Genomic DNA, 17,576 nt, shown 5'->3' on the forward strand with positions numbered 1-17,576 from the left:
TTCAGGTAACTCCCAAGCCTAACCCATCAAAACGCCGTTGCAACGGCTTTTGCCGCAGCGCGCAACGGGCTTTTGGAGAGGGCCGGGTACCATGGGCGACTTTCGTGGGCTCCTGGGAATCAAGCAATGAAGGTTGCTGCGACATTTGAAATCAAGTACATGCAATACCTTGGCGAGGACGGAAAGCCGGTCGGCGAGCTACCCGAGGCGTTCCGTGATCCCAAGTCGCTGCTGCCCCTCTTCAAGCAGATGCTGTTCGTTCGCACCTTTGACAGCAAGGCGATCAAGCTGCAGCGCACCGGCAAGCTGGGCACCTACGCGGCCAGCCTGGGACACGAAGCCACCCACGTCGGCATCGGCGCCTCGATGCGGCCCGAGGACGTGTTTGCACCCAGCTACCGCGAGTACGGCGCGCAGTTCATGCGTGGCGTGAAGCCGCGTGAAGTATTGCTGTACTGGGGTGGCGATGAGCGCGGCAACGACTTCGCCGACGCACCCCACGACTATCCCTGGTGTGTGCCGATCTCCACCCAGTGCCTGATGGCCGCCGGCGCGGCGCTTTCGTTCAAGCTGCGCAAGCAACCCCGCGTTGCGGTCGCCTGCTGTGGCGATGGCGGCTCGTCAAAGACCGATTTCTATGCAGCCCTCAACTCCGCCGGCGCGTTCACCTCGCCGCTGGTGCTGTGCGTGATCAATAACGGCTGGGCGATCTCCGTGCCCCGCCACGCCCAGACCGGCGCCGAGACGCTGGCCCAGAAGGGCATTGCCGGCGGTCTGCATTGCCTGCAGGTGGACGGCAATGACCTGATCGCCGTGCTCGAAGCAATGCGCATCGCCACCGAACGCGCACGCAACGGCGAAGGCGGCACCGTGCTCGAGTTCCTGACCTACCGCCTGCACGACCACACCACCGCCGACGACGCCCGTCGCTACCGTGAAGACGCCGAGGTCAAGGACGGCTGGACGCGTGAACCGATGCTGCGCCTGCGCACCTACCTGACCGACCAGGGCCTGTGGTCGGAAGAGCAGGAAGCCGAATGGATCGAGGAGTGCGGCCGACTGGTCGACATCGAGATCAACGCCTATCTGGAAACCCCGGTGCAGCCGGTGGAGGCGATGTTCGACTACCTCTATGCGGATCCGCCGCCGGACCTGCTGGAACAGCGCCAACAAGCCATCGACCGGGAGGGCCGGGCATGAGCACCACCACCAATGCACCCGCCGCGATCACCCTGATCGAGGCGCTCACCCAGGCCATGGCATACGAGCTGCGCGCCGACGACAGCGTCGTGGTGCTGGGCGAAGACGTCGGCGTCAACGGCGGGGTGTTCCGCGCCACCGCCGGCCTGCACGCCAAATTTGGTTCCGAGCGCGTGATCGACACGCCGCTGGATGAGACCACGATTGCCGGACTTACGGTCGGCATGGCCAGCCAGGGCATGCGCCCGATCGCGGAAGCGCAGTTCGACGGATTCATGTACCCGATGGTCGATTTCATCGTCTGCCACGCGGCGCGCATGCGCTACCGCACCCGTGGCCGGCTGACCTGCCCGATGGTGCTGCGCGTGCCCTGGGGCGGCGGCATCCGCGCACCGGAGCATCACAGCGAGGCCAACGAGGCGATCTTCACCAACGTGCCGGGGCTTCGCGTGGTCATGCCGTCCTCCCCGCAGCGCGCCTACGGCATGTTGCTGGCAGCGATCCGCGAGCCCGACCCGGTGATCTTCTTCGAGCCCAAACGCATCTACCGCCAGTACAAGGAAGTGGTACCCGATGACGGTGAGGCGCTGCCGCTGGATGTCTGTTACGTGCTGCGCGACGGCACCGACGTGACTCTGGTGACCTGGGGCGCGCAGGTGAAGGAAGCGCTCGAGGCCGCCGAGAAGCTCGAAGCCGAGGGCATCAGCGCCGAGGTCATCGATGTCGCCACCCTGCGTCCGCTGGACTTCGCCACGATCGCCGAGTCGGTGTCCAAGACCGGTCGCTGCGTGATCGTGCACGAGGCCCCCAAGACCGCGGGCTTCGGCGCCGAAATCGCCGCGCGTCTGGCCGAGGAGTCGATGTTCGATCTGGTCGCTCCGGTCGAGCGCGTCACCGGCTACGACACCCACATCCCGCTGTTCCGCCTGGAAATGAAGTACCTGCCGAGCGTGGAGCGGGTGGTCGAGGCGGCGCGGCGCGCGATGGCCGCCAGCTGAGCCACCGCGTCCCAGTTCCACCGATGCCATGCCGGGCGCCCGGGCGCCCACGCAGATCGGCCCAAGCACATATAAGGACTGCCATGAGCAACAAGAACACGTTCTACCTGCCCGACCTGGGCGAGGGCCTGCCGGATGCGACCATCGTGGAATGGTCGGTCAAGGTGGGCGACACGATCCGCCTGGACGAGGCGCTGGTCTCGATGGAAACCGCCAAGGCCGTGGTCGAGGTTCCCTCCCCGGTCTCGGGCAAGGTGACCAAGCTGGCCGGCGAAGCGGGCGATGTCATCACCACCGGCGCGATGCTGGCCGAGTTCGAGGTGGACGCCTCGCTTCCGCAGCGCTCCGCCGGCCAGGACACCGGCCATGGCCATGGCGCACCTGCGCCCGCACCGGCCAAGGGCGTGGGCAGCGAGGATCCCGCCAGCGACGACAAGGTGGTCGCCTCCGATGACGGGGGCGCGATCAGCGCCGAAGGCGAGGCGGCGCCGGAGGGCGAGCCTCGTGAGGACAGCGGCACCGTGGTCGGCGCGATGCAGTCCTCCGATGCGGTCCGCACTGAGCAGGCCAGCACCGTGGGCGGCGTCAAGGCGATGCCCGCGGTCCGCGCGCTGGCGCGCAAATTGAAGGTCGACCTGACACGGGTCACCGCGACCGGCACCGATGGCGTGGTCACCATGGCCGACGTCAAGCAGGCCGCTGCCGACGGCACCGCGGCCGTGGCTGCGGCGCCGGCCCGACCGGCGCCAGCCGCCGCGCCTGCACCGGCCGCCCAAGTCGCCGCAGCACCCGCCGCCGCCCGCAGCACGCTGTCGCAAGCGGGCAAGCCGATGCGCACCCAGCCGCCGGGTGTCGCCGCCAGCGGCCAGCCTGAACAGCTCAAGGGTGTGCGCCGCAACATGGCCCGGGTCATGGCGGCGGCCCACGCCCAGGTGGTTCCAACGACGCTGGTCGATGACGCCGACCTGCACGGCTGGATCGGCAAGCAGGACATCACCGCGCGCCTGATCCGCGCCATCTGCAAGGCCTGCAAGGACGTTCCGGCGCTCAACGCCTGGTTCGACGGCGACAAGCTGGTGCGCACCATGCATCCGCATGTCGACATCGGCATCGCCGTGGACACCGACGATGGCCTGTTCGTGCCCGCCCTGCGCAACGCGGACGTGCTCGACGGCAACGGCATCCGCGCGGCGATCAAGCGCCTGCGCGCGCAGGTCGAGGACCGTTCGATTCCGGCCAGCGAGCTGTCGGGCTACACCATCAGCCTGTCCAATTTCGGCATGTTCGCCGGCCGCTACGCCACCCCGGTGGTGGTACCGCCGACCGTGGCAATCGTCGGCGCCGGCAAGCTCTCGCACGATGTCGTCGCGGTGATCGGCGGCATCGAGGTGCATCGCCGCCTTCCGATCTCGCTGACCTTCGACCATCGCGCGGCAACCGGTGGCGAGGCGGCGCGCTTCCTCAAGGCGTTGCTCGACGATCTGGCACTGCCCAACTGAGCTAGGGCTCCGGCGTGGCGCAAACGAGGCACAGCATGAAGCCGGGGCAACCCGGCTTCATGCTGTGTGCTTCGACCGTCAGAGGCGACGTTGTGCTGGCCGGCCGCACCGGACCCACCGGACCAGCAGGTTGCGCGCCCAGCCCTATCGAGCGCCCGCCGCCTTCTGCGCCGCCTTGCGCGCATCCTCCTCCGCCAGGGCGGCCAATGCGCTTCGGACCTCGTCGGCGAGAACCGCTTCGCCGAGCGTGATCGCCGGGTCTGCCGGCGCGTAACCGTCACGGCGCAGCGTCGCGATGTGCTGGCCGGCATCGCGCGGCGAGTCAAAACCGCCGCTCTGCAGCAGCACGCGTTCGCCGGCCATCAACTTGAAGTAGAACCGTCCGTCTTGCTCCCGGTACTGCTTGAACACGGGCAATACTGGTGTGCTGTGCGCCACGGCGGCCTCGGCCGCACTGACCTGCGACAACGGGCGCAGCCCCACGGCCGCGCGCAGCGCCGCCAGTCGCGGCGCGGCCAGCTGGGCGCGCAATCGCTCGGCACCGTCGCGCAGGATCGCTTCGATCTCCCCGGGACGGGCCATCAGCGACTCGTACTTCTCGCGCAGCGGCGAGATCTCCGCGTCGATACGCTCGAAAAGCGCCTCCTTGGCCTCACCCCAGGCGATGCCGTCGGCAAACGCCTGCCGCATCGATGCGGTCTCGCCGGCGTCGGCAAACGCCTGGTAGAGCTGGAAGACGTTGGAGGTGTCGGCGTCCTTGGCCTCGCCCGGCGCCAGTGAGTCGGTCACGATCGAATAGATCAGCTTCTTCAGCTCCGGGCGCGGGCAGAACAGGGGAATAGTGTTGTCATAGCTCTTGCTCATCTTGCGGCCGTCCAGACCGGGCAAGGTCGCCACCTGCTCCTCGATAACTGCCTCAGGCAACACGAAATGCTCGGTGCTGCCAGCGCCGTAAAGATGATTGAAGCGCTGGGCGAAATCCCGTGCCATCTCGATGTGCTGGATCTGGTCGCGCCCGACCGGCACCTTCTGCGCGTTGAACAGGAGGATGTCGGCGGCCATCAGCACCGGATACATGAACAACCCGGCGGAAATCCCGGCGTCATCGTCCTCCCCGGCCTCGCGGTTCTTGTCCACCGACGCCTTGTAGGCGTGCGCGCGGTTGAGTACGCCCTTGCCCGCCACGCAGGTCAGAAGCCAGTTGAGCTCGGTGATTTCGGGCACATCCGACTGGCGGTAGAACCACACCTTCTCCGGCGCCAGACCGCATGCCAGCCATGTCGCGGCGATTTCCAGGGTGGAGCGCTGCACCCGCGCCGGGTCCTGGACCTTGATCAGGGCGTGGTAGTCGGCGAGGAAGTAGAACGCCTCCACGTCCGCGCGAAGGCTGCTGGCGACCGCCGGCCGGATCGCGCCCACGTAGTTGCCAAGATGCGGAGTACCGGAGGTGGTGATGCCGGTGAGGACTCGTGTCTGCTGCATTGATGCACGGGATTGGCGGCGGGCCAGTGTAACCGGCCGAAGCGGCGCAGCAGAATGACCGGCGTCCCCACCGTCCAGGCAATAAAAAACGGGCCGGTTTCCCGGCCCGTTGGCAATGCGACGTGCGACGTCAATCGTGACGTGACGGCATGGCAGTTCAATCAGTCAAGCGTACGACCGAATTTCGACACTTCTTCCTGGGCACGCTCGCGGGTGTAGCCGTACTGCTCTTGCAGCTTGCCCGCCAGGTATTCCGCGTTGCCCTCGGCAACATCGAACACGTCGTCGGTCAGGTCGCCCCACTTGGCCTTCGCCTTGCCTTTTACCTGGGCCCACTTGCCGGCAATGATGTCCTTGTTCATGGTGTGCAACCTCGTTTGTCTTTGGGGGAATATGCGGTTCGTTGACCACGTGCCCACCTTCGCAGAGAGCATGTTCATGGAGAGTGGACACTGCGTCACGAGCGCCTTCATAACGCTGAACAACCCAGTGTTCGGGCGACAAAAAACCGGGTTGCCCCGGTTTTTTGTGTCACTCGAACCGCACGGGCGGCTCGATCAGGCAACTGCGAATCAGCAGCGGCCGTCCTTGCAATCCTCGGCCTTCTTCTCAACCTTCTCGCCTGCCTTCTGCACGTCCTGGCCAGCGCCGGCCATGGTGTTGCACGCGCTCAGCATTCCCAGCGAAAACATCGACACCATCATCAGGGCAATAACACGCTTCATCGCTTTCTCCTTTTAGCCGGACCGACCACAGCGGCCGGATCACTTCGGTGGAATGGATCGGATCGCTTATGACTGCGACCTTGGTGACATCATCGCGTGAATGGATGTGAAGTCGGCGTGCACCGCCGCGCGCAGCGAGCGAAACCGCGACCGCGGTTCAGGCACGCATCAGCGTGGATTTGCCGAACAGGCTCTCGACCAGATCGACTGCAACCAACGCCGTCATGTTGTCCCGGTCTAGGATCGGATTGAGTTCCATGATGTCCAGCGACGCCATTCGGCCGCTGTCGGCGATCATCTCCATCACCAGCTGAGCCTCGCGGTAGTTCGGTCCGCCCGGCACCGTGGTGCCGACGCCCGGGGCAACGCTGGGGTCGAGGAAGTCGACGTCGAAGCTGACGTGCAGGTGGGTGTCATCGTCCATCCCAGCCAAGGCCTCCTCCATGACCTGCTTCATCCCGACCTCGTCGATGTAGCGCATGTCATACACGTCCAGGCCGTATTCGTTGACCAGCCGCTTCTCGCCTTCATCCACCGAGCGGATGCCCACCTGGCGCACGTCGGAGGGGTCCATCGCCGGCACATCGCCGCCCAGATGGGTGAGCGAGCGCGGACCCAGGCCGCACAGGCAGGCCACCGGCATGCCGTGGATATTCCCCGACGGGGTCACTTCACTGGTGTTGAAGTCGGCGTGTGCATCCAGCCACAGCAGGCGCAGCTTCTTGCCCGTTTCACGGCAGTGGCGCGCGACGGCGGTGACCGAGCCGATGCCCAGGCAGTGGTCGCCACCGAGCAGGATCGGCATCCGACCGGCGGACAACTCGGCGTACACCGCGTCCATCGCCAGACGGTTCCACTCGGTCACCTCGTCGATATGGCGGTAGCCGTCGACCGGTCCGGTCCAGGGATTGCGCGGTCCGTCCAGGTTGCCGCGATCGACGACATCCACGCCACGCGTCTGCAGGGCCTCGCCAAGACCGGCGATACGAAGCGCCTCCGGCCCCAGGCGTCCGCCCTGGTGACCGGCGCCCACATCCGTAGGGGCACCAATGATCGAAACGGGCGGATAGCTGCGCTTCATGCTGACCTCCATGCCTTGGTGCCGGCTGTCAGAGTCGAACTGACGACCTACCGCTTACAAGGCGGTTGCTCTACCAACTGAGCTAAGCCGGCGAAACTCCCATTCTAACGTGCTGCTGGATTATTCCGCAGATCCGCAGGTGCGGGTTCGACGGACGCAGCCAGACTTTCGCAATCGAGCGGCTTGGTACGCGCGGCACCCAGTTGCCTGCGAACCGCTTCAGCCTTGAAAGGCGCATCGGCGCCCAGATCCAGCCAGTGCTGCTCGGGGCCGGCGCCCACCGGCTCGACGGCAGCGTCAAAGCCCGCCTTCTGCAGTGTTTCCGCGCGTGACTGGGCCGCCTGCTCGTTGCGGAACAGGCCCAGGGCAATGGCGTTGGCGTCTTTCCCCTCGCGGATGACGTAGTAGTCCTTGAAGCCGGTCGCAACGATGCGCTTGACCACGATGTCGGCCTGGGCGGCGCTGGGCAACGGCGGCAGCAGGACCCGCCAACTGCGAGGTGCGCTGCCCGGTTCGGTGCGGATTGCGGTCTTGACCACATCCACGGCTGCTTCACCGTCGACCGGATCCGCGACCTGCAGCCCCTTGCCCGCAGTGGACGCGGCGTCGGCGGTGTCGTAGGGACCGAAACTCGCGCAGTGGACGATTTTGACCGCGATCGTTGGCCCCCTCGCAGGCGACGGCGCGATCGGCTCGGCGAGGTCCGGCAACAGTTGCAGGCGCTCCACGCCTGGCGGTATATCGAGCAGTGTCGCAGGCGGCGCCGGTCCGGGCGCCAACGCCCCCCAGAGCGCAACGCCCAGGTTGAGTACCAGCAGCAGGAGAACCAGGGCGCGTATCAACATGGCGGCGATTGTAGCCGCCCGTCCCGGGCAGGCGGGCTCACGACGGGTCGTCAATTGCGGCCCATTGCGCGAGGCCTTCCAGGACCAGACCCGGCGCCCAGCGCGCCTGCGGTATCAACGTCCGCAGCTCATCACCGCCGCCCCCGTGCAGGTACAGCGTCACAGTGGTTCCCACACGCGATTCGGCTTCGGTCAGGCTGCGCTGGATCAAGCCCAGCGCCGCGCCGACGCATCCGGAGGCCAGCGCATCTGGCGTGTCGTCGGCGAATTCCACGTAACTGCCGCCGCGCGCGGGGAGCTGGGCGACCTGCTGATTGAGCACGTGGCGCATCGTGGTGGGCGAGGGCGCTATGCGGCCTCCCAGGTGCAGGCCGGCCGCGTCGATCAGGTCCAGCGTCAGAGCCGTACCCACGCCGCACACCAGCACTGGGGGAACTTGCTCGGCGCGTCTGGCGTGAGCGTTCGCTGCCAGCATCGCCAGAAACCGGTCGACGCCCAGCCGCGCGGGATCGGCGTAGGCGATGCGCAAATCGCCCCAACGGCGCTGCGTTCGGGCCACGGAAATCCGTTGGCAGCGCTGCGCCAGTACGTCCAGCAATGCGACCCGCAAACCTTCATCGACGACGCTGGCGAGATAGGCGACATCCATCTGCGACGGCAGTTGGGCGGCCAGCGTGGCCATGTCGGCACCCCGGTGCTCCAGGGCGACACAATCGCCGACTTGGCCATGCACATCCAGCGGTGCCACCTTCAGCCGCGTGTTGCCCAGATCCAGCACCCAGCGCTGCAAACTCATGTGTTGGCCTCTACCCGGCGCACACTCACCTCGCCAGCGTGAAAGCAGCGCTCGGCGCCATCGCCCATCCGTACGCGCAGCGAGCCGTCACTGGCCAGCCCCACGGCAACGCCATCGACGCATTCGGCCTCGCTTGTGATGCGCACGGGCTGCCCGGCAATCGCATCCATTCCAGCGTAGCGGTCCAGGAACCCGGACAGCCCGGCCCGGTCGAACTCGTCCAGCGCCGGTACCCAGCGCGCGATGATCGCCGCCGCGATGGCACTGCGCGAGGGCGTCGGTACCGGCAGCTGTGCGAGCTCGCACCAGGGCTGGTCGATCAGGACGCCAAAACGCTCCGGCATGCGCACGTTAAGCCCCAGGCCGATCACCGCGCGCGCCTGCCCCGCGTGTTCGCCGCCGCCATCCACCAGCAGCCCGCCGAGCTTGCGCAGGCAGCCGTCCGACGCCGGAACCACGAGATCGTTGGGCCATTTCAGCCGCACCATGCCGTAACCCAGCGCGTGCAGCGCATCGACCGTCGCCACACCGGCCACCAGGCTAAGCCCGCCCAAGCGCGTCCAGCCACCACTGAAGGTGCGCGCCAGGGACATATACACATGCGCACCAAGTGGAGAGCTCCATTCCCTGCCGCGCCGTCCACGCCCACCGGTCTGGCGCTCAGCGAGCAGCACGCTCGCCGCACCATTGGCGGCGCCTGGACGCCGTTGCAGCTCGCTGTTCGTGGAGTCCTGCACCCAGGCGACGTCCAAGGAGGACATCCGCGCGCGCACCGGCGCCGGCAACGCGGCGAGAATGGCGTTGTTGTCGAGCAGGTCGAAGGGCTGGGTCAACCCATAGCCACCGTCCGGCTGTTGGTCGATGGGCACTCCGGCGTCTTGCAGGGCCTGCAGACGCTGCCAGATTGCGGCGTCGGGCTGCGCGCCGCCGCCGGCCAGCGCATCCGCAGACAGCGGACCCTGGATGAGTCGGGCAAGCAGCTCGCGTTCGTCCGGCGCGGCAGACGGGACGTTTTGCGCGTGGCACGGGCCGAGAGGGGCAGACGGAGCAACCATGGCACCGATTATGCGCGAGTCGCCTGCGGGCCGACATGGCGTCGCGTCTGAATTCCGGCCACTCCCATCCATAGGACGTTGCGTCAGCGACGTCAAGCCAATTCGCGTTATAGTCAACCATTGGCCGGGACCTGCCCAGCCTCCCGAGGTGCCCATGCTCCGGATCTCCCTGTTCGTGTTGATTGCCTTGATGAGCTCAGCGGCGATGGCCAGCGAGGGCAGCATGAGTGCGCCCGATGGCGCCGATTGCCCTCCGGGCAGCAGCGCGCAGCGGGAAGCGCCCGCCGCCTCTTCGGCCGACCCCACCGCACCGTCGCGCGACGGCAAGCTGACCCCCGATATCCACGGCGATCTGCCCACCAGCCGCTCGCAGTCGACCCGTTGGCACAGCTTCCTGCCGGGCATGTTCCGCTGATCCCGGGCCGCGCTGCATCCGGTTGATCCTCACCGGGTGCGTGTTCGGCCTGCGTCGCGTGCACATCATTTGATCAGTCTGTTGCGCCGCTGGTGGCGTCCGCCAGCACCAATCGAAGCCTCCCTATGGAGGCAGACCCGCGCCGCACTCCCCTGGGTTGCGGCGCTGGAAGGTGAACGCGACCAGCGCCTGCGCGAGCTTAGCGCGCGATTCATGCACAGCAAGACCATCACGCCCGTCGCCGGGCTGGTACTGGATCCGGCTCAGCGCACGATGCTGGCGGCGCTATGCTGCCTGCCGCTGCTCGAATTCGGCGAAGAGGGCCTGCACGGCTGGTCACAGCTGATCGTTTACCCGGAGGCTTTCCGGGTCGAGCGCAGCCACATGGACGCGGCCGGGGTGCTGCACCAAGGGAACGACGAGCTGATCGGCGAGGCGTGGGATGCCGGCCCGGTGATCCTGTCCTGGGCGGATGTCCTGGCCGACTGCGCCGACCCACGAGGAGGGTTCTGCGTGGCCGCCCATGAAATCGCGCACAAGCTGGACGCACTCGACGGGGTGCTCGACGGCACTCCGCCGCTGCCGCGCGACTGGCAGCTGGAATGGGCGCGCGATTTCCAGCGTGCCTACGACGCGTTGGTGGCGGACGTCGAGGCGGGCCGGACCAGCCCGATCGATCCGTACGCTGCCGAGGCACCGGAGGAATTCTTCGCGGTCGCCACCGAATACCATTTCAGCGATCCCGGCACCCTCCAGGAGGCCCTGCCGGACGTCGCCGCACATCTGGCCCGCCTGTACGGACGTCCGCCGTTCGCCACCGACTGATGCGGCTCAGATCCGGGGCGGCAAACGCACTTCGAACCGGGCACCCCCGAGCTCTTCTGAAGCTCCGACGTCGAGCGTGCCGCGGTAACTGCGGATGATGTCCTGCACGATCGCCAGGCCGATACCGTGGCCCTGCACCCGCTCGTCGCCGCGCACCCCGCGTTGCAACACCAGCGCGACCTTCTCGGGCGGGATTCCCGGCCCGTCGTCATCGACGGTGATCAACAGTCCCGGGCGGCGGTTAGGAGCCTCCTCACCTGGCTTGACGGTCAGCAATACGCGCGAGCGTGCCCACTTGAAGGCGTTTTCCAGCAGGTTACCCAGCAACTCCTGCAGGTCGCCGACCTCGCCATGGAATTGCACGCCCGGCGCGAGATCAAACTCGCACAGGGCGCCCTTCGCGGCGTAGACCTTCTCCAGACTCTGCACCAAGGCTTCGGCGTGCGGCTCCACATCGACGGGCGCGGAGAACAGCGCATGGCCACCGGACGCCGCGCGCGCCAGCTGGTAGGACACGAGGTCGCTCATGCGCTGCAACTGGGTGGCGACATCCTCGCGCAGCTCGGTGTCAGGTACGTCGCCGTCCAACCGGGTGCGCAGCACCGCCAACGGGGTCTTCAGACTGTGGGCCAGGTCGGCCAGGGTGTTGCGCTGCTGATCCAGGTTTTCGCGCTCGCTTTCGATGAACGCGTTGATGCTTTCGGCCAGCGGCTCCAGCTCGCGCGGATGGCGCTCACTCATGCGTGAGGTCACGCCGCGCTGGACCTGCTTGAGTTCCTCGATGACGCGCCGCAGCGGATGCAGGCTCCAGCGCAGGATCAGGCCCTGCAGGAGCAGCAGCACGAGGCCGGCACCGCCGAGATAGCGCCACAACGCGCGGCGGAAGACCTCCACCTGGCGGCTCAGCGCGGCGGTGTCTTCCAGGATGTAGATCGTGTACGGAAACTCGGCTTCGGGATCATCGCCCGTGGCATAGATCAGTCCCCGGCCGTAGCGGTACGCCTGGCCCGGCTCGCCGCTGATCTCGGTAATTTCCAGCGGGCCCTCGAACACCTCCGAACGGGCCTCCAGCAGGCGACCCTCCGGCAGAAGCGGGCCGACCGAGGAGGAGGAGTTCCACTCCAGGCCCTTGGGCAGCACCACCTCGGCGTACAGGCCGCTACCAGGCCGGTCGAAACGCGGATCAGGCGGCATGTAGGGCGGGATGAAGGTGCCATCGCGGGCGAAGTCACTGTCCGCGTAGGCCAGCGCGTAGCTGCGCATGCGCTGGTAGAGATTGCTCTCGGCGGTATCCAGGAATGCACGGTCCAGCGCAACGCCAGCCAGCGCCAAGAAGGCCACCAGGCCAAGACTGGCCGCGAGCAGTTGGCGCGCCTGCAGGGAGCTGGGCTGGGCCCGGCTCATGCGTGCTGCGTGCCCGGGACGGAGCTACTCGCCGCTGCGCGGCAGGGCAAAGCGGTAACCACGGCCACGCACCGTCTCGATCGGTTTGAGGGTGCCTTCGGGATCCAGCTTCTTGCGCAGGCGACCGATGAAAACCTCCAGCACGTTGGAGTCCCGGTCGAAATCCTGCTGGTAGATGTGCTCGGTAAGGTCGGCCTTGGAGACCAGTTCACCGGCATGCATCATCAGGTATTCAAGCACCTTGTACTCGTAACTGGTCAGGTCGACGTTGGCGTCGTCCACGCTGACGGTCTGCGCGGCCAGGTCCAGGGTGACCGGACCGCACTCGAGGGTCGGCTTGCTCCAGCCAGCGGCGCGGCGGACCAGCGCGTTGATCCGTGCCAGCAGTTCCTCGACGTGGAACGGCTTGACCAGGTAGTCGTCGGCGCCGTGCTTCAGGCCCTCCACCTTGTCCTGCCAGCTGGAACGCGCGGTCAGGATCAGGATCGGAAATTTCTTGCCTTCCTCGCGCAGGGCCTGGATCAGCTCCATGCCCGACATCTTGGGCAGGCCCAGATCGATGATGCCGAGGTCGAACGGAACTTCCCGGCCCATGTACAGGCCCTCTTCGCCGTCCTGGGCGGCATCCACTGCATACCCTTCGCGCTTCAGGCGGGCCGCGAGGGTCTCACGCAACGGCGCTTCGTCTTCCACCAGCAGGATTCGCATGGATACTCCTTCAAACTTGTGTGTCGTCCCACCTGAACAGGCAGGGCAGGCAATCAAGATGATGCCTCAGTTGTCGGCGCGGCGTGTAGAGAGCGGCTGCTGCGATGCCCGCGTCGGTCCGCCGCGGGTTGCTGGGCCATTGCCGCCACGCGCTGGATCGTCCAAATAGACGCGAACGCGACCGCTGGAGTCAACGATCTTGACCCGGCTGACGTCGCGCCCGTCGTATGGCACCCGCTCGGCGCTGAGCACCTGGCCGCCAGTACGACGCTCCACCCGGCGCACCGCATCCGACAGCGCGCGATGACTCTCGTTGCCGCGACCGCCGCGCCCTTGATCGCGGTCGACGCGCTCCCGATCCGGCTCGCGTGCCTTGTCCCGGGTCTGCGCCACTGCACCGCCGGCAACCGAGGCGGTGGCCGCGAGAAGCATCATGCAGATTGCAGCACGGGCAGAAGAGCTGGGCATGTTGAGCGGACGGAGCACGTCGGGAGATTCGGATTTCAGCGATTCATTCTCGGGACGAGGCGGTGAATCCGGTCTGAACTTTTTTTTTACATGGACAGGCCATTCAGACTGCCCCGCCCGTGCGCAGTCCGTCAATCAGAACACCTCGCCGATGCAGCAGCGCAGCGAGCCGCCGCCGGCCTCGATCGCGTCCAGTTCGACGGTGTCGACCGTGAAGCCGGCGGCCGCGAACGCCTCACGGGTACTCGGCTGAAGCGTGCGTCCGGCCTGTGCGCTCATCCACACGCGGTCGCCGGACAGGGCGATGCAGTTGCCGGCAAAAGCCGCGTGCTCGTCAGGCGCAAGCTTGATCGCGTGCGGACCATACAGCGAAGCGAGCGCGTCGATCACCGCTGGATCGGCGAACCCACGCGGGCAGATCACCGCCGCGCGTCCGGCCAGCACCGCCAGCACGACGTTGGTGTGGTATTCGCCCGGTGCGAGGTCGAACATCAGGGTGGCGCGCAGCCCGAAGGCCTCGTGCATCAGGCGCGCGCCCTCCTCGTCGCAGCGTTCCGACAGACCGGCAAACCCCAGTCCGCGGACGCGATCGATGACCAATGCACCGGTCAGCTCGCATGGGTGCGGCTGACCCGACAGGTCGACGGGCGCGTAGCCAAGCACGTCACCGAAGAACCCGCGGATGTCCGCACGTTCGGCTTCACGCTGGCGCACCGGATGGCGCATGCGACCGATCACGTAGCGTGCCTGCCCGTCCACCCGCGCCGTGCCGAAGACATTGTTGGGAAAGAGCGCGTCCGGGGTTTCCGGATCGCCGGCAAAACACACCGTCGGCACCACCTGGGAGATCGCGCGCTGCAGATCGCGGTGCTGGGCCGACGCGCGTGCGGCATCGAAACCGTCAGCCTGCGCCATGTAGCGGTTGTCGGCGGCGGATTGCTCGGCCAGCTGGAAGCCGTCGGGGGCGACCATGAAGGCCGCACGCGCGGTCGGCGGACCGAAGTCCGGCGCGGCGTCGGTGGCGGTTTGCAGGAAGCTGGCGATGTCTCGTGTGATCATGGGCGGTCCGCGGTGGAAGAAGGAGTAGAAGCGGCGGCATCGTAGGCAAAGGACTCGGTGATGGCCAACGCGCGCTCGACCAGCGACCAGTCTGCACCCGGTTTGTGCGCGCCTTCGCTGAGTACCTGCCGGAATGCGCGGCCGCCGTGCTGGCCGGCGAACAGTCCGAGCACGTGGCGGACGATGTGCTTGAGGTACACCCCGCGCGCCAGTTGCGCCTCCACATACGGTCGGTAGGCGCGCAACAGCGCAGCGCGGGAGCGCAGCTCACCGCCGAACCAGGCCACGTCGAGCCGGTGCAGCAGATAGGGGTCGTGGTAGGCGGCACGACCGAGCATCGCGCCATCCACGTGATCCAGATGCGCGGTGGCTTCGTCGGCGTCGTTGATGCCGCCGTTGACGATCACCTGCAGCTCCGGGCGCTCGGCCTTGAGCCGGTACGCCCAGTCGTAGCGCAGCGGCGGCACATCGCGGTTCTCCTTCGGCGACAGGCCCTTCAGCCAGGCGTTGCGTGCGTGCACGACAAACATTGTGCAGCCCGCGTCGGCGACTTCGTCGATGAACGCGCGGAATCGGTTGTAGTCGTGGTCATCATCGACGCCGAGGCGGCACTTGACCGTGACCGGGATGTCGCAGCCGCCGATCATCGCCTTGACCGAGGAGGCGACCAGCGCGGGCTCGCGCATCAGGCAGGCGCCAAATCGACCGGCCTGGACCCGGTCGGAGGGGCAGCCGCAGTTGAGGTTGATCTCGTCGAAGCCGGCATCGGCACCGATGCGGGCGGCGTGCGCCAACAGCTCCGGCTCGCTGCCGCCGAGCTGAAGCGCGACCGGGTGCTCGACCGGATCCATCGCCAGCAGTCGCCCGCGATCGCCATGGATCACCGCATTGGCGTGGACCATCTCCGAGTACAGGCGCGCATTGGGCGCCAGCAGACGATGAAACACGCGGCAGTGGGAATCGGTCCAATCCATCATCGGGGCGACGGACAGGCGGATCGAGTCAGCGTAGCGCGATGCCTTAAACGTATCCGACGGATTGTCTGCGGGGTGGCGGTGTCCGGGAAAGCTCATGGGTACCTGTTCCGAAGTCTGCGACCGGGCTGGCCGGCGTCAGTTGCCGGCATGGCCGAACAGGCGGTCCATGTCGCCCTGATCGAGCAGGCGCCACTCACCCTCGGCCAGACCATCCAGCGCCAGGCCGCCAACCTGGCTGCGGTGCAGCGCCTCAACATGGTTGCCGACCGCAGCGAACATCCGCCGGACCTGGTGGTAGCGGCCTTCCGTCAGCATCAGCCGGGCTTGGCGAGGGCCGTCGACGATCAGGCGCGCGGGGGCGAGCGGGGTCTTCTCCGACTCCAGCATCAGGCTTCCGCTGGCGAACACAGCCGCCTCGTCGCCGCGCAGGTCCTCGGCCAAGGTGGCCTCGTAGACTTTCGCCAGTCCAGTCTTCGGGGAGGTGATCCGGTGCAGCAGCTGGCCGTCATCGGTCATCAGCAGCAGACCGCTGGTTTCGCGATCCAGCCGCCCCACGGGTGACAGCAGTGGCGAGCGCAGCCGGAAACGGGACGGCAGCAGGTCGTAGATCACCCGGCCCGGATCCTTGGTCGAGCAGGTGTAGCCGATGGGTTTGTGCAGCATCAAGACCAGGCCGGCGGGAGGATCGAGCGGCTCGTCGTCGATCCGGATCGCGGCGTGGGGACGTTTGTCGTCCGCGTACAGCACTTCGCCGTCGGCGTCGGTGATCCGGCCCTCGCGGAACATCAGCGCGACCTGTTTGCGGCTGCCGTAGCCCAGGTTGGCGATCAGCTTGACCAGCTTCAAAGCGAACGGCCTCCCGGCCTTGTGCGAACGAACGGGCGCTCGGGCTGGGCGGCGCGGGCGGGCACGGCCTTGGTCGCCTCGATGATCTTGAAGCCGTCGTCCTGGGCCACCGTGCGCACGCTGCCGAAACTGTCGGTCAGCACCGATTCGTAGGGCAGGTGGCGATTGGCCACCAGCCACAGACGACCACCGGGCTTGAGCGCTTCGGCGGCCACCGCGATGAAACGACGGCCGATGTCGGGCCGATAGCTGCTGCCTTGGGTGTGGAATGGCGGATTGCTGATGATCACGTCGTACTGCTTCGGCAGGCCGGTGGTCACGTCGTGCCAGTGGTAGCCGAGCGTTGCCGTGGTGGCGACCGCGCCCAGATTGGTCCGCGCCAGCTCCAGCGCCCGCGCCTCGGCCTCGTAGAGGTCGAGCGCGGTGATCGCCGGACAGCGGCCCAGCAGTTCGGCCGACAGGTAACCGAAGCCCGCGCCCAGATCGGCCGCCACGCCGGCAAGATCGGCGGGCAGCTGGGCCGCCAGCAGGGCCGAAGCCGGGTCGATGCGGTCCCAGGCGAACACGCCGGGACGGCTGATGAACCGCCCGCCGGCGATCGGTCGCGGCGCATCCAGCTGCAGCCACTGCGCCTGGAGCGTGGTGTCCAGCGAGGCCGGGCTGTCATCGACATGCAACGGCGCGCTCCAGAACACCCGGCACTTGTTCTTGGTCACATCGCCGACTGCGCCGGTGAGCTTGCGCAGGTCGTCCTGGGCGGAGCGGGCGCCCTCGTTGTTGCTCACGCAGGCGACCACCCGGCCGCCCGGTGCAACCCGCTCGACGGCGCGGGCATACAGCGCGCGGGATTCCTCGCGCTGTCGCGGCGGCAGGACCAGTACCAGCGCGTAGCGGCTGGTGTCCTCGGGGGCGACCAGGGCCAGGCCCGCACGGGTCAGGGCGTCCGCGTCGGGCTTGAAGCTCTGTTCGCACACCAGACCGGGTACAGGGCGCTGATGCAATGGCCAGCCGTCGCGCGCGCGCAGGAACAGGACACCGCCTTCGCCGGGCCACGGCAGAAGGCCGCGTTCAAACGGCAGCATCAGGGTTTCCAGCGCGAGGTCGTCAATGGCCACGGTGTGCATCGGTAGGGAGATACGCGCAGTTTAACGTGGCGGCAGGGCCGCCCCGCCGTAAGTGCCATGCCCGCGCCG

The 17,576-nt window shown here is 67.3% G+C and carries 19 protein-coding genes and 1 tRNA gene; 5 read left to right on the plus strand and 15 right to left on the minus strand.

Going from position 1 to position 17,576, the window contains the following annotated elements:
* Positions 1-126: 126 nt before the first annotated feature.
* From pdhA to KZ491_RS10530, 3 genes are all read left to right on the plus strand, one after another.
* Positions 127-1,200, plus strand: a complete 1,074-nt coding sequence (gene pdhA, locus KZ491_RS10520; RefSeq protein WP_222565802.1) for a pyruvate dehydrogenase (acetyl-transferring) E1 component subunit alpha — start codon at positions 127-129, stop codon at positions 1,198-1,200.
* Entirely contained in the window at positions 1,197-2,198 is a 1,002-nt protein-coding gene (locus tag KZ491_RS10525; protein WP_222565803.1) for an alpha-ketoacid dehydrogenase subunit beta, read from the plus strand. The genes pdhA and KZ491_RS10525 overlap by 4 nt, the downstream gene beginning before the upstream one ends.
* Before the next feature lie 83 nt (positions 2,199-2,281).
* A complete protein-coding gene (locus KZ491_RS10530; RefSeq protein WP_222565804.1) occupies positions 2,282-3,697 on the plus strand; it encodes a dihydrolipoamide acetyltransferase family protein in 1,416 nt (471 codons plus the stop codon).
* A 144-nt stretch (positions 3,698-3,841) separates the two neighbouring features.
* On the opposite strand, the gene KZ491_RS10535 is transcribed toward KZ491_RS10530, so the two are convergent.
* The 8 genes from KZ491_RS10535 to KZ491_RS10570 all read right to left on the minus strand — a co-directional run bounded on the left by KZ491_RS10535 (position 3,842) and on the right by KZ491_RS10570 (position 9,681).
* Positions 3,842-5,179, minus strand: a complete 1,338-nt coding sequence (locus KZ491_RS10535) for a tryptophan--tRNA ligase (protein ID WP_222565805.1) — start codon at positions 5,177-5,179, stop codon at positions 3,842-3,844.
* Between the two features lie 161 nt (positions 5,180-5,340).
* Complete coding sequence (locus tag KZ491_RS10540) at positions 5,341-5,541, minus strand: CsbD family protein (RefSeq protein ID WP_222565806.1); 201 nt, start codon at positions 5,539-5,541, stop codon at positions 5,341-5,343.
* 210 nt (positions 5,542-5,751) lie between these two features.
* Positions 5,752-5,904 carry an entericidin A/B family lipoprotein gene (locus tag KZ491_RS10545; protein ID WP_222565807.1) on the minus strand — a complete coding sequence of 51 codons (153 nt, stop codon included), beginning with the start codon at positions 5,902-5,904 and terminating at the stop codon, positions 5,752-5,754.
* Between the two features lie 157 nt (positions 5,905-6,061).
* Positions 6,062-6,985 (minus strand): arginase, encoded by a 924-nt coding sequence (gene rocF / locus KZ491_RS10550; protein ID WP_222565808.1) that lies wholly within the window; start codon positions 6,983-6,985, stop codon positions 6,062-6,064.
* A gap of 16 nt (positions 6,986-7,001) precedes the next feature.
* Positions 7,002-7,077, minus strand: a tRNA-Thr gene (locus KZ491_RS10555).
* 12 nt (positions 7,078-7,089) lie between these two features.
* Complete coding sequence (locus tag KZ491_RS10560; protein WP_222565809.1) at positions 7,090-7,830, minus strand: SPOR domain-containing protein; 741 nt, start codon at positions 7,828-7,830, stop codon at positions 7,090-7,092.
* Positions 7,831-7,867: 37 nt separating this feature from the next.
* Positions 7,868-8,620, minus strand: coding sequence for a type III pantothenate kinase (locus KZ491_RS10565; RefSeq protein ID WP_222565951.1), 753 nt, complete (start codon positions 8,618-8,620; stop codon positions 7,868-7,870).
* Between the two features lie 2 nt (positions 8,621-8,622).
* Entirely contained in the window at positions 8,623-9,681 is a 1,059-nt protein-coding gene (locus KZ491_RS10570; RefSeq protein WP_222565810.1) for a biotin--[acetyl-CoA-carboxylase] ligase, read from the minus strand.
* A 154-nt stretch (positions 9,682-9,835) separates the two neighbouring features.
* Here KZ491_RS10570 and KZ491_RS10575 point away from each other — a divergent pair, with 154 nt between their 5' ends.
* On the plus strand, positions 9,836-10,096 hold the full coding sequence (locus KZ491_RS10575; RefSeq protein WP_222565811.1) for a hypothetical protein: 261 nt from the start codon (positions 9,836-9,838) through the stop codon (positions 10,094-10,096).
* Positions 10,097-10,177: 81 nt separating this feature from the next.
* Complete coding sequence (locus tag KZ491_RS10580) at positions 10,178-10,921, plus strand: M90 family metallopeptidase (protein ID WP_222565952.1); 744 nt, start codon at positions 10,178-10,180, stop codon at positions 10,919-10,921.
* Positions 10,922-10,927: 6 nt separating this feature from the next.
* Here KZ491_RS10580 and KZ491_RS10585 read toward each other — a convergent pair whose 3' ends face one another.
* From KZ491_RS10585 to KZ491_RS10615, 7 genes are all read right to left on the minus strand, one after another.
* A complete protein-coding gene (locus tag KZ491_RS10585) occupies positions 10,928-12,325 on the minus strand; it encodes an ATP-binding protein (protein ID WP_222565812.1) in 1,398 nt (465 codons plus the stop codon).
* Between the two features lie 24 nt (positions 12,326-12,349).
* Positions 12,350-13,033, minus strand: a complete 684-nt coding sequence (locus KZ491_RS10590) for a response regulator transcription factor (RefSeq protein ID WP_222565813.1) — start codon at positions 13,031-13,033, stop codon at positions 12,350-12,352.
* A gap of 66 nt (positions 13,034-13,099) precedes the next feature.
* Positions 13,100-13,468, minus strand: coding sequence for a PepSY domain-containing protein (locus tag KZ491_RS10595; RefSeq protein ID WP_222565967.1), 369 nt, complete (start codon positions 13,466-13,468; stop codon positions 13,100-13,102).
* 168 nt (positions 13,469-13,636) lie between these two features.
* Entirely contained in the window at positions 13,637-14,560 is a 924-nt protein-coding gene (locus KZ491_RS10600; protein WP_222565814.1) for an arginine deiminase-related protein, read from the minus strand.
* Positions 14,557-15,633 (minus strand): tRNA dihydrouridine(20/20a) synthase DusA, encoded by a 1,077-nt coding sequence (gene dusA, locus KZ491_RS10605; protein ID WP_222565815.1) that lies wholly within the window; start codon positions 15,631-15,633, stop codon positions 14,557-14,559. Before dusA ends, KZ491_RS10600 begins: the two co-directional genes overlap by 4 nt.
* A gap of 39 nt (positions 15,634-15,672) precedes the next feature.
* The gene (locus KZ491_RS10610; RefSeq protein ID WP_222565816.1) at positions 15,673-16,383 is read right to left on the minus strand and encodes a pseudouridine synthase; all 711 of its coding nucleotides are present in this window, start codon (positions 16,381-16,383) and stop codon (positions 15,673-15,675) included.
* Positions 16,380-17,507 carry a class I SAM-dependent methyltransferase gene (locus tag KZ491_RS10615; protein ID WP_222565817.1) on the minus strand — a complete coding sequence of 376 codons (1,128 nt, stop codon included), beginning with the start codon at positions 17,505-17,507 and terminating at the stop codon, positions 16,380-16,382. The genes KZ491_RS10610 and KZ491_RS10615 overlap by 4 nt, the downstream gene beginning before the upstream one ends.
* Positions 17,508-17,576 lie beyond the last annotated feature (69 nt).

The sequence above is a fragment of the Novilysobacter antarcticus genome (genome assembly GCF_019802285.1).
GTDB lineage: Bacteria > Pseudomonadota > Gammaproteobacteria > Xanthomonadales > Xanthomonadaceae > Novilysobacter > Novilysobacter antarcticus.

Bases quoted from the DNA above. Each gene is read 5' to 3' on its own strand.
- pdhA (WP_222565802.1), top strand. From the start codon at position 127: ATGAAGGTTGCTGCGACATTTGAAATCAAGTACATGCAATACCTTGGC.
- KZ491_RS10525 (WP_222565803.1), top strand. From the start codon at position 1,197: ATGAGCACCACCACCAATGCACCCGCCGCGATCACCCTGATCGAGGCG.
- KZ491_RS10530 (WP_222565804.1), top strand. From the start codon at position 2,282: ATGAGCAACAAGAACACGTTCTACCTGCCCGACCTGGGCGAGGGCCTG.
- KZ491_RS10535 (WP_222565805.1), bottom strand. From the start codon at position 5,179: ATGCAGCAGACACGAGTCCTCACCGGCATCACCACCTCCGGTACTCCG.
- KZ491_RS10540 (WP_222565806.1), bottom strand. From the start codon at position 5,541: ATGAACAAGGACATCATTGCCGGCAAGTGGGCCCAGGTAAAAGGCAAG.
- KZ491_RS10545 (WP_222565807.1), bottom strand. From the start codon at position 5,904: ATGAAGCGTGTTATTGCCCTGATGATGGTGTCGATGTTTTCGCTGGGA.
- rocF (WP_222565808.1), bottom strand. From the start codon at position 6,985: ATGAAGCGCAGCTATCCGCCCGTTTCGATCATTGGTGCCCCTACGGAT.
- KZ491_RS10560 (WP_222565809.1), bottom strand. From the start codon at position 7,830: ATGTTGATACGCGCCCTGGTTCTCCTGCTGCTGGTACTCAACCTGGGC.
- KZ491_RS10570 (WP_222565810.1), bottom strand. From the start codon at position 9,681: ATGGTTGCTCCGTCTGCCCCTCTCGGCCCGTGCCACGCGCAAAACGTC.
- KZ491_RS10575 (WP_222565811.1), top strand. From the start codon at position 9,836: ATGCTCCGGATCTCCCTGTTCGTGTTGATTGCCTTGATGAGCTCAGCG.
- KZ491_RS10585 (WP_222565812.1), bottom strand. From the start codon at position 12,325: ATGAGCCGGGCCCAGCCCAGCTCCCTGCAGGCGCGCCAACTGCTCGCG.
- KZ491_RS10590 (WP_222565813.1), bottom strand. From the start codon at position 13,033: ATGCGAATCCTGCTGGTGGAAGACGAAGCGCCGTTGCGTGAGACCCTC.
- KZ491_RS10595 (WP_222565967.1), bottom strand. From the start codon at position 13,468: ATGATGCTTCTCGCGGCCACCGCCTCGGTTGCCGGCGGTGCAGTGGCG.
- KZ491_RS10600 (WP_222565814.1), bottom strand. From the start codon at position 14,560: ATGATCACACGAGACATCGCCAGCTTCCTGCAAACCGCCACCGACGCC.
- dusA (WP_222565815.1), bottom strand. From the start codon at position 15,633: ATGAGCTTTCCCGGACACCGCCACCCCGCAGACAATCCGTCGGATACG.
- KZ491_RS10615 (WP_222565817.1), bottom strand. From the start codon at position 17,507: ATGCACACCGTGGCCATTGACGACCTCGCGCTGGAAACCCTGATGCTG.